Here is a 15,639-nt window from a genome sequence, read left to right as displayed (position 1 = left end):
AGGCAGCATGCCTGACAACGACAGCGGCATCCGCACGATCGGCGTCATCGGCGCCGGGGTGATGGGCAGCGAGGTCGCCCAGGTCTTCGCCCAGTCGGGCTTCGACGTCGTGCTCGTGGACGTCACCGACCAGGCTTTGGACCGGGCCCGGCAGACCATCGAGCGCAACCTGCGCTTCCAGAGGATGCTGGGCGCGCAGCGCGGGCTGGCCGCGCCGCCCACCGTGGACCGGGCCGCGGTACTGGCCCGCATCCGCTTCACCACCCGGCTCGCCGACGCCGCCGACGCCGACTTCGTGGTGGAGAACGTCACCGAGGACTGGAACCTCAAGCGCCCGGTCTTCGAGGAGCTGGACGAGGTGTGCAAGCCCGACGTGGTCTTCGCGGTGAACACCTCCTGCATCCCGATCACCCGGGTCGGCGGGGTGACCAACCGGCCCAGCAAGATCATCGGCGCGCACTTCATGAACCCCGTCTCGCTCAAGCCGATGGTGGAGGTCATCCGGGGCTTCCACACCTCCGACGAGACCGTGCAGACCATGCTCGACCTCCTCGCCGCCATCGGCAAGGAGGGCGTCGTGGTCGCCGACTCCCCCGGTTTCGTCTCCAACCGCGTGCTGATGCTCACCGTCAACGAGGCCGCCTACCTCGTACACGAGCGGGTGGCCGACGCCACCGAGGTCGACCGGATCTTCAAGGGCTGCTTCGGTCACACGATGGGCCCGCTGGAGACCGCCGACCTCATCGGACTGGACACGATCCTGCTGTCCATCGAGGGCCTGTACCAGGCGTTCGGCGACAGCAAGTACCGGCCGTGCCCGCTGCTGAAGCAGCTCGTCGACGCCGGTCTGCACGGGCGCAAGAGCGGTCGCGGCTTCCACGTCTACCAGTAGGAGAGCAATCCATGGAAACGGTCAAGGCCAAGGTCAGGGAGTTTCTGCGCGGCTACATCGCCGACCACGAGTTCGCCGACGACGAGGACATCTTCGCCTCCGGCTACGCCAACTCGCTGTTCGTCATGCAACTGATCTACATGGTGGAGCGGGAGTTCCAGATCACCGTGGGCGACGAGGACCTGGAGTTCGACAACTTCCGGTCGATCGACGCGGTGGCCCGCCTGGTCACCGCCAAGTCGGCCGTGCCCGCGGGCACCTGACGCGGGAGAGGGTCATGCGCGCGGGTGTGCATTCACTCACCGACGTACAGAACAAGATCCTGCAAAGCCACCGGCGGTTCACCGAAGACGAGATCGCGCCGTACGCCAACGCCTGGGACCGCGAGGGCCGGGTGCCCCGCGAGGTCGTCGCCGCGATGGGCGCGGCCGGCTACCTGGGCGCGCTGATCCCTGCCGAGTACGGCGGCACCGAGCTGGACATGACCGAGTTCGGGCTGCTCAACGAGGCGATCGGGTTCGGCTGCTCCTCGGTGCGCAGCGTGCTGACCGTGCACAGCATGGTCAGCCAGGCCGTCACCCGGTGGGGCAACCCGGAGCAGCGCCGGGCCTGGCTGCCCGGACTGGCGACCGGCGAGCAGGTCGGCGCGTTCGCGCTCAGCGAGGCCGAGGCGGGCAGCGACGTCGCCCAGATCGCCACGGTCGCCGAGAACGACGGGGACGGATACCTCCTTTCCGGCACCAAGCGGTGGATCACCTACGGCCAGGGCGCGGACGTGTTCCTGGTGTTCGCCCGGCACAACGGCCGGCACAGCGCCTTCGTGGTCGGCCGGGACACCCCCGGCCTGACCGTCGTCCCCATCGACGGCATGCTCGGGACCCGGGCCTCGATGCTGGCCGAGGTGCGGTTCGACAAGTGCCGGGTGCCCCGTTCGGCGCTGCTCGGCCGTCCGGGGTTCGGGCTGGCCCCGATCGCCGCGGCGGCCCTGGACGTGGGCAGGTACAGCGTGGCCTGGGGCTCGGTGGGCCTGGCCCAGTCGTGCCTGGAACTGTCCCTCGGCCACGCCAGGGAGCGCCGGGCCTTCGGCGGCCCGGTCTTCGACCACCAGCTCGTGCAGCGGCTGATCACCGACATGGCGACCGGCGTGTCCGCGGCCCGGCTGCTGTGCCTCCAGGCCGGGGAGCTGGTACAGGGCGGCGCGCCCACTGCCGTCGCCGGCGTGTGGATGGCCAAGTATTTCGCCTCCACCAGCGCGTTCCGGGCCGCCTCGGACACCGTGCAGATCCACGGGGCCTACGGCTGCGACCCGGACGGCTCCCCGCAGCGACTGTTCAGAGACGCGAAGGTCATGGAGATCATCGAGGGCAGCACCCAGATCCAGCAGACCATGATCGCGCGCCTGGTGCCGTACGAGGAGAAGCGATCATGAGCGACCGCAAGCCCGTCAAGTGCCTGGTCTGGGACCTGGACAACACCCTCTGGGACGGCGTGCTGCTGGAGGGCGACGACGTGCGCCCCTTCCCGCAGGCCGTCGCGACCCTCAAGGCCCTGGACGAGCGGGGCGTGCTGCACTCGATCGCCAGCCGCAACGAGCCGGAGCCGACGCTGGCCAAACTGCGCGAGTTCGGGCTGGAGGAGTACTTCCTGTACCCGCAGATCGGCTGGCAGCCGAAGTCGGCGTCGCTGAAGGCCATCGCCGCCGACATCAACATCGGCGTGGACGCGCTGGCGTTCGTGGACGACCAGCCGTTCGAGCGGGAGGAGGTCGCGTTCTCGCTGCCGGAGGTGCTGGTCCTGGACGCCGTCCAGGTGGCCGACATTCCCGGCATGCCGGAGTTCACCCAGCGGTTCGTCACCGCCGACTCGCGGCGGCGGCGCGAGATGTACCAGGCCGACCAGCACCGGAAGACCGCCGAGGCCGACTTCGAGGGCGCCCAGGAGGCGTTCCTGCGCAGCCTGGACATGCGGTTCACGATCAAGGAGGCGGTGCGCGACGACCTCCAGCGGGCCGAAGAGCTGACCCTGCGCACCAACCAGCTCAACACCACCGGCTACACCTACTCCTACGCCGAGCTGGAGTCCTTCCTGGACTCCGACCGGCACCTGCTGCTCACCGCCGCGCTGGAGGACCGGTACGGCCCCTACGGCACGATCGGCCTGGCGTTGATCGAGAAGTCGGACGCCGACTGGACGATCAAGCTGCTGCTCATGTCCTGCCGGGTGATGTCGCGTGGTGTCGGCACCATCCTGATCAACCACATCAAGCGGCTGGCCCGCGACGCCGGCGCGCGGCTGCTCGGCGAGTTCGTCCAGACCGGGCGCAACCGCCAGATGCTCATCACCTACAAGTTCAACCGGTTCACCGAGGCCGAACGCCGCGGTGAACTGGTGCTGTTCGAAGCCGACCTCGACGCCATCCCGGCGGACCCCGACCACGTGCAGGTCACCATTCCGATGAGGAGTTCGAACTCATGACGCAGACCTCTGTCAACCTCACGCATGCGACGAGCGAGCAACTGCTGGAGGCCACCAGGGCGGTCATCGCCGGCGGCGGCAGCAGCAACATGCGCAACATGGGCGTCACCGACCCGCTGGTGCTGGACCGGTCGGCGGGCTGCCGCCTGTGGGACGTCGAGGGCAATGAACTCATCGACGTGAACATGGGGTACGGCCCGCACCTGTTCGGGTACGCCGACCCGGACGTGCTCGGCGTGGTGGCCCAGCAGCTCCGGCTGGGCGCGATCACCGGCATCACGCACCGGCTGGACCACCAGGCCGCCGAGCTGATCGCGGCCACGGTGCCGTCCATCGAGCAGGTCAGGTTCGCCAACTCCGGCACCGAGGCGATCACCTCGGCGCTGCGCCTGGCCCGCTTCCTGACCGGCCGCGCCCATGTGGTGACCTTCGAGGGCCACTACCACGGGTGGAGCGAGACCGTCCTGCGCAAGTCGGCGATCACCAACAACGGCTCCGACCCGACCGGCGCGGTGCCCGGCGCGCCCGGCATGATCCCCGGCGCGCTGGACTTCACCTACCAGCTCCCCTGGAACGACGAGGCCGCGCTGGACGCGCTGTTCGCCGCGCACGGCACCGAGATCGCGGCCGTGATCCTGGAGCCGATCTGCGGCAACGCGGGCATGGTCCACCCGCTGCCCGGCTTCGTGGAGAAGATCGCCGACCTGACCGCCCGGCACGGCGCGCTGCTGGTGTTCGACGAGGTCATCACCGGCTTTCGGGTCGGCCTGCACGGCGCGCAGGGCGTGCTCGGCGTGCAGCCGGACCTGACGATCGTGTCCAAGGTGCTGGGCGGCGGCTTTCCGGTCGCCGCGTTCGGCGGCAGCCGGGAGCTGATGGCCCCGCTGGCCCGCAACGAGGCGTTCCACGCCGGGGTGTTCGCCGGCAACCACGCGGCGATGTCCGCCGTGGTGGCGATGCTGACCAAGCTCACCGGCGACCCGTCGGTGTACGGCACGCTGGACGTGCTGTCCTCGTACGCCGAGCAGCGGCTGGCCGACGTCTTCGCCGAGGCCGGGCGGCCGGTGCGGATCACCCGGGCCGGCTCGGTGCTGTCGGTGGCGCTGCTGACCCGGCCGCAGGAGACCGAGTCCGACTACGACGCGGCCGTCCCGCTGATCGACTTCGCCGCCCACCGCCGGCTCCAGATCCTGTGCCAGCGGGCCGGCCTGTACTTCCACCCCAACCCGCTGGAGCCGTGGTTCCTGAGCACCGCGCACACGCCCGACGTCCTGGACTCGGTGGTGGCCACGGTCAAGGACTCGCTGGCCCGGCTGTGACGCTGAGCGGGAGTCGAACCGTCATGAGTGTTGACGTCCTCCGCGACGTGCTGCAAAGCCTCGGCGTGACGCGTGATGAGATCACGCCCGAGGCCCGGCTGCGCGCCGACCTGGAACTCAGCTCGGTGGAGACCACCGAGCTGGAACTGGAGCTGGACCGCGGGTTCGGGGTCAGGGTGGACCTGTGGGACGCCAAGGACTACCGGCTGGAGGAACTGGCCGAGCTGGTCCGTCAGGCGAGCGACAGGCCCCGGCTCGACATTCCGCGGGTGCCCGCCGCCGACCGGTACCGCGAGCTGGGGCTGTGGCGTCCCGAGACGCTCGACGCGGTGATCCTGCGCCAGGCGGTCACCCGTCCGGGCGCGGTGGCGCTGGTGTACGGGGCCCGCCGGATGACCTACGGCGAGCTGGCCACCGCCGTCGAGGGCGCGGCCGGGCGGCTGCGCGAACTCGGCGTGTCCGGGCCCGAGCCGGTGGTCGTGCAGCTTCCCAACACGATCGAGTACGTCGTGCTGGTGCTGGCCCTGATGCGGCTCGGCACGCCGCCGGTGCTGACGCTGCCGACCCTGCGCGCGTACGAGCTGGACCGCATCCTGGAACTCACCCAGGCCACCGCCATCGCCGTGCCCGCCCGGCAGCGCCGCGCCGACCACCCCGCCATGGTGGCCGCGCTGCGCGACCGGCACCCGAAGCTGGCCACGGTGCTGATCAGCGGTGGCGAGGGGCCGTCGGACCTGGTCCGGCTGTGCGCCCCCGAACCCGGGCCGGGCGACGTCCCGCCGCCCGGCGCGGACGCCGCCGACCCGGCGCTGATGCTGCTGTCCAGCGGCACCACCGGGCCGCCGAAGGTGATGGTCCGCACCCACGAGGACTACGGCTACGTGGTGCGCAGCACCACGGAGGTCGCGGGCGTGGACGCGGACACCGTCTACCTGGCGGCGCTCCCCGGCACCCACACCTTCACGCTCGCCTACCCCGGCATCCTCGGCACGCTCTCGGCCGGCGGCACGGTCGTGCTGGCCGGACCGGAGGACCCGCGCCGGGCGCTGGAGCTGATCCAGCGCGAGCGGGTCACCCACACGGCGGCCGTGCCCGGCCTGGTCGCCCAGTGGCTGGGGGTGCTGCGCGGCGAGCGGTACGACCTGTCCAGCCTGAAGGTGCTCCAGGTCGGCGGGGCCAAGCTGGACCCGGACCTGGCCGAGCAGGCGGTCAAGGTACTGCCCTGCACGCTGCAACAGGTGTACGGGATGAGCGAGGGCCTGACCAACTTCACCCGGCTGGACGACCCGCTCCAGACCATCCTCACCACCCAGGGCCGCCCGGCCACGCCGCACGACGAGATCAGGATCGTGGACGAGGACGAGCGGCCGGTGCCGCCCGGCGAGGTGGGCCAGTTGCTGACCCGCGGGCCGTACACCATCGCCGGCTACTACCGCGATCCGGAGGCCACCGCCAAGGCGTTCACCGCCGACGGCTTCTACCGCACCGGCGACCTGGTGAAGCTGCTTCCGGACGGCAACGTCCAGGTCACCGGCCGGGTCAAGAACCTGATCAACCGCGGCGGAGAGAAGGTCTGCGCCGAGGAACTGGAGGAGTTCGTCAGGCAGATGCCGGAGGTGGCGGCGGCCGGTGTGGCGCCGGCGCCGCATCCGGTGTACGGCGAGACCGTCTGCCTCTTCGTGGTGCCCGCCGGTCCGCGGCCTCCCGACCTCCGGGACGTGCGCAGGTACCTCACCTCGTGCGGGCTGGCCGGGCACAAGCTGCCGGAACGCCTGGAGGTCCTCGACGCGCTGCCCGTCATCGGCGTCGGCAAGCTCGACCGGACCGTGTTGCGCGAACGCGCCCGCTCGCTGGAGTCCGTCAATCCCGCTTCTGGAAGGTAAGTCATGACGTTGTCAGAAAAGGCGCTGCTGAACATGGAGCAACGCCGGGAGTTCGCCGCGAAGCCCGATGTCGGCGGGGGCAACCTGCTGGCCTCGGCCATCGAGTTCAACCCGCACCCGGAGGCCCGGTTCATTCGCTCGGCCCGCCCGATCACCATGCCGGACGGCTCCGAGCAGACCGACTTCAACCTCCTGGAACTGGACGAGCTGGCGCAGAGCTGGGCGGTCTGGTACCTGGGCAAGGGCGTCAAGCCCCGCGACCGGGTCGCGGTCTACATGCGCGACTCCTTCGCCTACTTCGTCCACTACTGCGCGCTCGCCTCGATCGGCGCCATCGCGCTGCTGGTCAACAGCAAGTCGCCGCAGGAGATCGCGGTCTCGCTGATCCGCAAGACCACCCCGGTCGGCCTCTACACCGACCGCGAGCACCTGGCCCGGCTCGGCGACGAGCTGGGCGACCTGAGCAGCGTCCAGTGGGTGCAGCTCAGCGAGGAGCTGCCCGCGCCTCCGGCCGCCGAGCTGCCGAAGGAGGCGCGCTGGAAGCACGCCCCGGACGATCCGGTGTCGATCATGCACTCGTCCGGCACCACGGGCCTGCCCAAGCCGGTCACGCAGACCCACCGCTCCAGCGTCGCCGGGCCGAAGTTCCGGCTCACCACCGAGGACCCGACGCTCGTGCCGGGCGCCGTCATGCTCGCCGCGATGCCGCAGTCGCACCTCGGCAACATCCACTACTCCACCTACGCGATCTTCGCGGGCACCCCGATCATCCCGGCCTTCGACCCCTCCCCCGAGGAGCTGGTCGAGGCCATCCGCACCTACCGGCCCAGCGCGGTCATGGGGTTCGGGCACACCTGTAGCGACCTGGCCGGGCTGGACCTGGAGCCCGGCGCGCTGGACTCGGTCGGCCACTGGGTGACCACTGCCGACGCCGTCCACTACGAGCACATCCGCAAGGTGCTCGCGCAGCGCGCGCCCGGCCTGCCCCCGGCGGCCTGGCTGGACCGGCTCGGCACCACCGAACTGGGCTGGGCGGTGCTGCTCAAGGTCACCACCCTCGCCTCGGAGCGGAACGACCGCTGCGTGGGCAAGCCGGTCGGCGTCTCGGAGGTGGCCGTGCTGCGCAAGGACGGCACGCCCTGCGAGGTCGGCGAGATCGGCCTGCTCGGCGCGGCCGGCCCGGCGATCACCGCCGGCTACTGGAACGACGCCGACACCACCTACCGCAGCCGGCTCGGCGGCTACTGGTGCCCCGGCGACATGGTCTACCGGGACGCGGACGACAACTTCTACCACGTGGACCGGGCCGTGGACACCATCGAGACGGCCGAGGGGCCGGGGTACTCGGTGCTGATGGAGGAGACCCTGCTGGCCGAGGTCCCGGAGATCCAGGACGTCGCGGTGGTCGCCGCCCGGCTCGGCGGCGAGACGGTGGCCGTGGCCGCGGCGACCTCCGAGGCCGGCGGCGCGGACCCGCAGAAGGTCCTGGACGCGGCGAACGCCGCGCTCAAGACCGCGGGCCACCCCGCCGTCACGGTGCTGGAGATCATCGACGCGCTGCCCGTCGGCGTGACCGGCAAGGTGCTCAAGCGCAAGCTCCGCGAGCGGTACGCCGAACTGGACGAACTGGTCGAGCGGACGGGCCCCGGACGGACGGCGGTAGCCGGCCGGGCCGTGGTGACCGTCTGACGGGTTCACCCCGCCACCGGACCGTGGGCGCGGGCACTTTCCCGCCCGCCCGCGCCCACGCCGGGGACGACGGATAGGAGACGTATATGGCGCAGATCCAGTTGCCGGCGCCCGCCGGCGCCGCGCCCCCGGGACGCCTGCCGGCGCAGGGGGAGGTGTGGGTGTGGTGGTCGCGCGTGCGGTCCGACCTCGCCGCGGCGTACCTCGCCAGGAACGCGATGAGCGCCGAGGAGACGTCGCGGCTCGCCGCGATGCGCCGGGCCGCGGCCCGGGACCGGTTCGTCCTGGGGTCCGCGCTGATGCGGTCCGCGGCGGGCCACCACCTGGGCCTGCCGCCCGAACGCGTGGTCGTGGACCGCCGGTGCGCCACCTGCGGCAAGCCGCACGGCAAGCCCGCGATCCCCGGCGGCTCCGGGCTGGAGATCTCCCTTTCGCACACCGACGCGCTGGTCGTCTGCGCGGTCGCCCGCCGTACGCCGATCGGCGTGGACGTCGAGGACGGCGCCGCGCTGCTGGACGGCGACGCGGTCGCCGGCATGGTCCTCGCCCCCGGCGAGGAGACCGCCTACCGGGACCTGCCGCCCGCCGGGCGGCGCGCGGCCCTGCTGACGTACTGGACCAGGAAGGAGGCGCTGCTCAAGGCCACCGGGGACGGCCTGCGGGTGCCCATGCGCAGGATCGAGGTGACCGGGCCGAGGGAGGACCCCCGCGTGATCCGCTGGGAACAGGGCCCGGAGCCGGAGAGCCTGTCCATGGTGACGCTGCGCGGGCCCGCCGGGCGGTTCCTCGGCCCCGCGGTCGCGGCTCTCGCGGTCATCGGGGAACCGCCCCACCACCTCGTCGAACTCGACGCGACGTCCACGTTCACGGCAAGGAGTGATCACGATGGCTGAGGGCACGCACTCGGTGCTCGCGGGGCTGATCGGAGCGGGCATCCAGGGCTCGCTCAGCCCGGCCCTGCACGAGCACGAGGCCGAACGGCACGGGCTGCGGCTCGTCTACCGGCTGATCGACATCGACGAACTCGGGCTCGGCCCCGACCGGACCCCCGACCTGCTCGCCGAGGCCCTGCGCATGGGGTACTCCGGCCTCAACATCACCCATCCCTGCAAGCAGGCCGTACTGGACCACCTGGACGAACTGTCCCCCGAGGCCGCCGCCATCGGGGCGGTGAACACCGTCGTCTTCGACGGGGTGCGCGGTTCGGGCGGCATGCGGGCGATCGGCCACAACACCGACTGGGCCGGGTTCGCCCGGGGGCTGGAACACGGGCTGCCCGGCGCGGGCCTCGGTGACGTCGTCCTGGTGGGCGCGGGCGGCGCGGGGGCCGCGGTGGCGTACGCCCTGCTCAACCTGGGTGCCGAGCGGCTGACCGTGGTCGATGTGGAGCCCCGGCGGGCCGAGCTGCTGGCGCGCAAGATGGACGGCCGGTTCGGCGGATCGCGCGTCCACGCGGGCCTCACCTCCGACCTGGCGGCGCTGATCTCGCGGGCCGACGGAGTGGTCAACGCCACGCCCATCGGCATGGCCGCCCACCCCGGCGTGCCGTTCTCGCCGCGGCTGCTGCGGTCCGGCCAGTGGGTGACCGACCTCATCTACGCCCCCGCCGAGACGCGGCTGCTGCACGAGGCCGCGAAGCTGGGCTGCCGCACGATCAACGGCGGCGGCATGCTCGTTCACCAGGCCGCCGAGGCGTTCCGTCACTTCACCGGCATCCGGGCGGACGCCGAACGCATGCTCGCCCATTTCCTGTCCCGTACGGCACGGCCTCGCGCGCTGTCCCTGTCCGCGGATGGACACCGCTGATGGCAAAAGTCGTGATCTTCGACCTGGACGGAACGCTCATCGACACGCCGAACGCGATCGTGGCGGCGTTCAACGCGACGTTCACCGGCGCGGGCCTGCCGGAGCGGGAGGCCGCCGCCATCCGCAAGACGATCGGCCTGCCCCTCGAACGCGCCTTCAGCGACCTGACCGGAGTGCCGCTCACCGATCCGGCCATCGCCGGCTTCGTGGCGGGCTACCAGGCGCACTTCCGGGGCACGATCCTGCCGAAGGCGGCGGCGCTGGTGTTCCCCGGCGTGGCGGACGGCCTGACCCGGCTGGCCGGGCTCGGCATCACCCTGACCGTGGCGACCAGCAAGTTCCACCGCAGCGCGGTGGACATACTCACCGCCGCGGGCCTGCGCGACCACTTCGAGATGGTCGTCGGGGCCGACCAGGTGACGCAGCCCAAGCCGGACGCGGAGTCCAGCGTGATCATCCTGGAGGCGCTGGGCGCTTCGCCGGAGGACGCGCTGGTGGTCGGCGACACGACGCACGACCTGCTGATGGCGCGGGCCGCGGGCATCAGGTCGGTGGCGGTGACGTACGGCGTACACGGGCGGGAGCTGCTGGCCACGGCCGGGCCCGAGCTGATCGCCGACACGTTCGGTGAGGTGGTCCGGTACGCGGGCGCCGAGATACGGAGCCCGCTACCGTGAAGATTCCCGACAATGTGACCCTGCTCCCGCAGACCGGCCACCTGCGGGCCCTGCACACCGTCATCCGCGACCGGCACGCCACGCAGGCGGACTTCGTCCACTACTCCAACCGGATCATCCGCCTCCTCCTGGAGGCCGCGATGGACCTGATCCCCGTCGAGCCGCACGAGGTCACCACGCCGGTCGGCGCGACCTACGCCGGGCTGCGACCGGCCGCCGAGGTGTGCGCGGTGCCGGTGATCCGGGCCGGGGAGAGCATGGAACCCGAACTGCGCGCGATGTACCCCGGCATCCGCATCGGCAAGATCCTCATCCAGCGCGACAAGACCACCAAGCTTCCGCACCTGTACTACACGCACCTGCCCCCCGACATCGCCGGCCGGCACGTACTGCTGCTGGAGCCGATGCTGGCCACCGGCGGATCGGCGGCGGCGGCCATCGAGGTCCTGCTGGACCACGGCGTCCGCGAAGAGCACGTCGTCTTCGTCAACCTGCTGGCCTCCCCGGAGGGCCTGGCCGCGCTCTCCCAGGCCCATCCGCGGGTGCGGGTCGTGACGTCCTCCATCGAGGAGCGGCTGAACGAGAGCGCCTACATGGTCCCCGGCATCGGCGACTTCGGGGACCGCTATTTCGGTACGGCGGTCATGCCGGTGCCGGCACCGGCCTGATCGGCCCCGGTTTCCGGGATCACCGTTTTCCGGATCACCGTTTTCCGGGATCACCGGCCGCGCATAAAGGTACCGATAACCACTCCACCATGGATTTCAGGTGACGCGATGCTCAAAGACCGGATCGCTTCGACCTCGGTCGTGACGGCCCTCGCCCCCGCCGTCTGGGGAAGCACCTATATCGTTACCACCGAGCTGTTACCGCCGGATCGCCCATTACTGGCCTCCACCATGCGCGCCTTACCCGCCGGGCTGCTGCTGCTGGCCATCGGCCGGGCCGCGCCGCACGGCATCTGGTGGTTACGGACCATCGTCCTCGGGGTGCTGAACATCGGCGCCTTTTTCTATTTCCTGTTCGTCGCGGCCTACCACCTGCCCGGCGGGGTGGCCGCCCTGGTCGGTTCGGTACAGCCGCTGCTGGTGCTGATCCTGGGCGCGCTCCTGCTGAAGGACCGCATCCGCGCGCATCACCTGATCGCCTGCGCGGTCGGCTCGGCCGGCGTCGGCCTGCTGGTGCTCCAGCCGGAGGCCGCGCTGGACACGATGGGCGTGCTGGCCGGCCTGGTCGGCGCGTGCAGCATGGCCGCGGGGATCGTCCTCACCAAACGGTGGGGCCGGCCGCCCGGGATGGGGGTGCTCACGTTCACCGGCTGGCAACTGTCGGTCGGCGGCGTCGTCCTGGTGCCGGTCACCCTGCTGGCCGAGGACCTGCCCACCACGCTCACCCGCGAGAACGCCATCGGATTCGCCTATCTGGGCGTCGTCGGCGCGCTGTTCGCCTACTCGATCTGGTTTCGCGGAATCGAACGGCTGCCCGCGCTGGTGATGCCGTTCCTGGGTTTCGTGAGCCCGCTGGCGGCCACCGCTCTGGGCTATTTCATTCTGGGCCAGGCGCTCGGCCCGGTACAGATCATCGGGGCGCTGGCCATCATTTTCGCGGTCGTGCTGGTGCAGCCCAGAAAGAAACGGACGAGCGAGCCGGTCTCGGCGGACGGGCCCGTTTCCCAGCGCGCCGGATGAAACAGAACCACGAATAAAAGGAGGTGACGCGTGACAACCCACACCCCCCTTCCGATCGAACTCGGTGAAGAGGTGGCGGCGGCACTGGCCGCCGGGGACCCGATCGTCGCGCTGGAGTCCAACGTCATCACCCACGGGCTGCCCTACCCGGACAACGCCCTGACGGCCCGGAAGGTCGAGGACGCGGTACGCGCCGGTGGCGCGGTCCCCGCCACCATCGGCATCGACGCGGGCCGGATCATCGTGGGCATGGGCGCGCGGGACATCGACCGCTTCGCGGCCACCCCCGGCATCCCGAAGGTCAGCAGCAGGGACCTGCCGGTGATCCTCGCCCGGGGCGGCACCGGCGCCACGACGGTCGCCTCCTCGCTGGTCGCGGCCGAACTCGCCGGGATAACGTTCTTCTCCTCGGCGGGCATCGGCGGCGTGCATCGCGGCGCGGAGACCACGATGGACATCTCCTCCGACCTCGTCCAGTTCACCCGGTCCAAGGTGGCCGTGGTGTGCGCGGGGGCCAAGAACATCCTGGACCTCAAGCTCACCCTGGAGTTCCTGGAGACGCACTGCGTGCCGCTGATCACGTACCGGGCGGACGACTTCCCGGCGTTCTACTGCATGTCGAGCGGGCTGCGCGCGCCGCACCGGATCGATGACGAGGACGTCATCGCGCGGACCGTGGACTTCCACTGGGCACTGGGCGGCGCGGGCGGCGTGGTCATCGCGACCCCGCCGCGCGAGGAGGACGCGATCGACCGGGACGAGGCGGAGGCCGCCATCGAGCAGGCGCTGGTGACCGCGCGGCGGGACGGGGTGACCGGCAACGCGATCACCAAGTACCTGATGCGGGCGGTGGACGAGCTGACCGGCGGGCGTACGGCGGAGGCCAACATGGCGGTGCTGATCAGCACCGCCGAGGCCGGCGGCCGGCTGGCCGCGGCCTACGCCCGCCACGTCCGTGACCTGGTACCGGTGCCATGAACGCCCCCGTGCGGCTGGCGGTCATCTACTACTCCGCGACCGGGCACTGCGCCGAGATCGCCAGGGAGATCGCCGAGACGGCGGAGAAGGCGGGCGCCGAGGCGCGGCTGCTCGGCTTGGCCGAGCGCCCGGCGGAACGGGCCGCCACGCCGGAGGACGTCGAGTGGGCGGACGCGGTGGTGTTCGGCACCCCGACCCGGTTCGGCAACGTCTCGGCGCAGCTCAAGCAGTTCATCGACGGGCTCGGCGGCCTGTGGGGGCGCGGGGCGCTGGCGGACAAGGTCTACAGCGGCTTCGTCACCACCTCGACCCACCACGGCGGCCACGAGTCCACACTGCTGGCGCTCTACACGTCGATCCACCACTTCGGCGGCGTGATCGTCGCCCCCGGCTACACGGACCCGGTGAAGTTCGCCGACGGCAACCCGTACGGCACCTCGCACGCCACCGTCAAGGGCACCGTCCCCGTCGGCGACCAGACCCGCGACGCCGCCCGCCACCAGGCCCGCCGCGTGGTACGTGTCGCCGCCGCGCTGAAAAAGGGCTGGACGGGATGATGTCCGGGCTTGTAGCTTGCCGTTGGCCGTGACGCCGCCCAAGGAGGTGAGACCCATGAACGCTGTAGCGATGTGGGTGCTCCCCCTTGCCGTCACGGCCGGGCGATCGACGTAGGTGTCGCCGGGAGCGCCCTGCCGACAAAGGCACTCCCGAAAGGCAACACCTCCATGTTCGATGTGATGATCGCCGGATGCGGGCCGACCGGTGCGATGCTCGCCGCCGAACTACGGCTGCACGATGTGCGCGTGCTCATTCTGGAAAAGGAAACCGAGCCCACGTCGTTCGTCCGCATCGTCGGTCTGCATATCCGCAGCCTTGAGCTGATGGCGATGCGCGGGCTGCTGGATCGCGTTCTCCCGCACGGCAGACGGCGTCCGGCCGCCGGTTTCTTCGCCGCCATCCCCAAACCCGCGCCCACGGGCCTGGATTCGGCCTACTCGTATCTGCTGGGCCTCCCGCAGCCGGTCATCGAGCGCCTGCTCGAAGAGCACGCGACCGAACTGGGCGCGCAGGTCCGGCGCGGGAGCGCGGTGACCGGTTTCGCGCAGGACGACGAAGGGGTGACCGTCGAACTGGCCGATGGGGAAAAGCTGCGTTCGCGCTACCTCGTCGGCTGTGACGGCGGGCGCAGTACGGTGCGCAAACTGCTCGGCGTCGGCTTCCCCGGCGAGCCCTCACGGACCGAAACGCTGATGGGCGAGATGGAAGTGGGCGTGCCGCAGGAGGAGATCGTCGCCAAGGTGGCCGAAATCCAGCAGTCCCATCAGCGATTCTGGCTCCGGCCTTTCGGCGGAGGGATTTACAGCGTGCTGGTCCCCGCCGCGGGGATCGGCGACCGTGCCGAACCGCCCACCCTCGCGGATTTCCAGCGACAGTTGCGTGCCATCGCCGGAACCGATTTCGGTGTGCACTCCCCGCGCTGGCTGTCCCGTTTCGGGGACGCCACCCGGCTGGCCGAACGCTATCGGGCCGGGCGGGTGCTGCTGGCCGGCGACGCGGCGCACATCCATCCGCCCCTCGGCGGGCAGGGCCTCAACCTGGGCGTCCAGGACGCGTTCAACCTGGGCTGGAAACTGGCCGCACAGATCCGCGGCTGGGCCCCGGAAACACTGCTGGACACCTACCAGGCCGAACGTCATCCGGTCGCCGCTGCCGTACTGGACAACACCCGCGCCCAGATGGAACTCCAGTCCACCGAACCGGGCCCGCAGGCCGTACGCAGGCTGCTCACCGAGCTGATGGACTTCGAGGAGGTGAACCGCCACCTGATGGAGAAGATCACCGCGATCGGCATCCGCTACGACTTCGGCGAGGGCCCCGACCTGCTCGGCCGCCGCATGCCCGACATCGACCTGAAACAGGGCCACCTGTACGGCCTGCTGCATCACGGGCGCGGCCTGCTCCTCGACCGCACCGAGCGGCTGACCGCCGGCGGCTGGTCAGACCGGGTCGATCACCTCTCTGACCCGACCGCGGCCCTCGATGTCCCGTGCGTCCTGCTACGCCCCGACGGCCACATCGCCTGGATCGGCGACGACCAGCACGACCTGAACACCCACCTCTCCCGCTGGTTCGGCGACCCCACCACCTGACCTCACCCACCCCCGCCCGGTGCGGTCGCGCGAAGCGCGCCACCACACCGGGCCCGCTCTCACGATTGGAACGTTCCAGCAG

At 71.0% G+C, this 15,639-nt stretch carries 15 protein-coding genes; all 15 read left to right on the top strand.

Annotation, left to right across the window (positions count from 1 at the left end):
- Window positions 1-7: 7 nt before the first annotated feature.
- The 15 genes from ACH34R_RS23455 to rox all read left to right on the top strand — a co-directional run bounded on the left by ACH34R_RS23455 (window position 8) and on the right by rox (window position 15,557).
- The gene (locus ACH34R_RS23455) at window positions 8-892 is read left to right on the top strand and encodes a 3-hydroxyacyl-CoA dehydrogenase family protein (protein ID WP_397563647.1); all 885 of its coding nucleotides are present in this window, start codon (window positions 8-10) and stop codon (window positions 890-892) included.
- Window positions 893-903: 11 nt separating this feature from the next.
- Entirely contained in the window at window positions 904-1,155 is a 252-nt protein-coding gene (locus ACH34R_RS23450; RefSeq protein ID WP_111167523.1) for an acyl carrier protein, read from the top strand.
- A gap of 14 nt (window positions 1,156-1,169) precedes the next feature.
- Window positions 1,170-2,321, top strand: a complete 1,152-nt coding sequence (locus ACH34R_RS23445) for an acyl-CoA dehydrogenase family protein (protein WP_397563646.1) — start codon at window positions 1,170-1,172, stop codon at window positions 2,319-2,321.
- Window positions 2,318-3,367: an HAD-IIIC family phosphatase gene (locus ACH34R_RS23440; protein WP_397563645.1), complete on the top strand. Its 1,050-nt coding sequence runs from the start codon at window positions 2,318-2,320 to the stop codon at window positions 3,365-3,367. Before ACH34R_RS23445 ends, ACH34R_RS23440 begins: the two co-directional genes overlap by 4 nt.
- Window positions 3,364-4,686 carry an aspartate aminotransferase family protein gene (locus tag ACH34R_RS23435; protein WP_397563644.1) on the top strand — a complete coding sequence of 441 codons (1,323 nt, stop codon included), beginning with the start codon at window positions 3,364-3,366 and terminating at the stop codon, window positions 4,684-4,686. The genes ACH34R_RS23440 and ACH34R_RS23435 overlap by 4 nt, the downstream gene beginning before the upstream one ends.
- 23 nt (window positions 4,687-4,709) lie before the next feature.
- Window positions 4,710-6,569, top strand: a complete 1,860-nt coding sequence (locus tag ACH34R_RS23430; RefSeq protein ID WP_397563643.1) for an AMP-binding protein — start codon at window positions 4,710-4,712, stop codon at window positions 6,567-6,569.
- Window positions 6,570-6,572: 3 nt separating this feature from the next.
- Window positions 6,573-8,258: a class I adenylate-forming enzyme family protein gene (locus ACH34R_RS23425; RefSeq protein WP_397563642.1), complete on the top strand. Its 1,686-nt coding sequence runs from the start codon at window positions 6,573-6,575 to the stop codon at window positions 8,256-8,258.
- 86 nt (window positions 8,259-8,344) lie between these two features.
- On the top strand, window positions 8,345-9,151 hold the full coding sequence (locus ACH34R_RS23420) for a 4'-phosphopantetheinyl transferase family protein (RefSeq protein ID WP_397563641.1): 807 nt from the start codon (window positions 8,345-8,347) through the stop codon (window positions 9,149-9,151).
- Window positions 9,144-10,064, top strand: coding sequence for a shikimate dehydrogenase (locus ACH34R_RS23415; protein WP_397563640.1), 921 nt, complete (start codon window positions 9,144-9,146; stop codon window positions 10,062-10,064). The genes ACH34R_RS23420 and ACH34R_RS23415 overlap by 8 nt, the downstream gene beginning before the upstream one ends.
- Window positions 10,064-10,741: an HAD family hydrolase gene (locus tag ACH34R_RS23410; RefSeq protein WP_397563639.1), complete on the top strand. Its 678-nt coding sequence runs from the start codon at window positions 10,064-10,066 to the stop codon at window positions 10,739-10,741. Before ACH34R_RS23415 ends, ACH34R_RS23410 begins: the two co-directional genes overlap by 1 nt.
- Entirely contained in the window at window positions 10,738-11,409 is a 672-nt protein-coding gene (upp, locus tag ACH34R_RS23405; protein WP_397563638.1) for a uracil phosphoribosyltransferase, read from the top strand. Before ACH34R_RS23410 ends, upp begins: the two co-directional genes overlap by 4 nt.
- 108 nt (window positions 11,410-11,517) lie before the next feature.
- Window positions 11,518-12,429, top strand: coding sequence for an EamA family transporter (locus ACH34R_RS23400; RefSeq protein ID WP_397563637.1), 912 nt, complete (start codon window positions 11,518-11,520; stop codon window positions 12,427-12,429).
- A gap of 30 nt (window positions 12,430-12,459) precedes the next feature.
- Window positions 12,460-13,407, top strand: a complete 948-nt coding sequence (locus tag ACH34R_RS23395; protein ID WP_397563636.1) for a pseudouridine-5'-phosphate glycosidase — start codon at window positions 12,460-12,462, stop codon at window positions 13,405-13,407.
- Window positions 13,404-13,964: an NAD(P)H-dependent oxidoreductase gene (locus tag ACH34R_RS23390; RefSeq protein ID WP_397563635.1), complete on the top strand. Its 561-nt coding sequence runs from the start codon at window positions 13,404-13,406 to the stop codon at window positions 13,962-13,964. The genes ACH34R_RS23395 and ACH34R_RS23390 overlap by 4 nt, the downstream gene beginning before the upstream one ends.
- A gap of 168 nt (window positions 13,965-14,132) precedes the next feature.
- Complete coding sequence (rox, locus tag ACH34R_RS23385; protein WP_397563634.1) at window positions 14,133-15,557, top strand: rifampin monooxygenase; 1,425 nt, start codon at window positions 14,133-14,135, stop codon at window positions 15,555-15,557.
- Window positions 15,558-15,639: the final 82 nt, after the last annotated feature.

It is taken from the genome of Spongiactinospora sp. 9N601, from assembly GCF_044326295.1.
GTDB classification, from domain to species: domain Bacteria; phylum Actinomycetota; class Actinomycetes; order Streptosporangiales; family Streptosporangiaceae; genus Spongiactinospora; species Spongiactinospora gelatinilytica.
The sequence above is the reverse complement of the archived record's forward strand: the minus strand, read 5'-3'. Positions and strand labels throughout refer to the sequence as shown.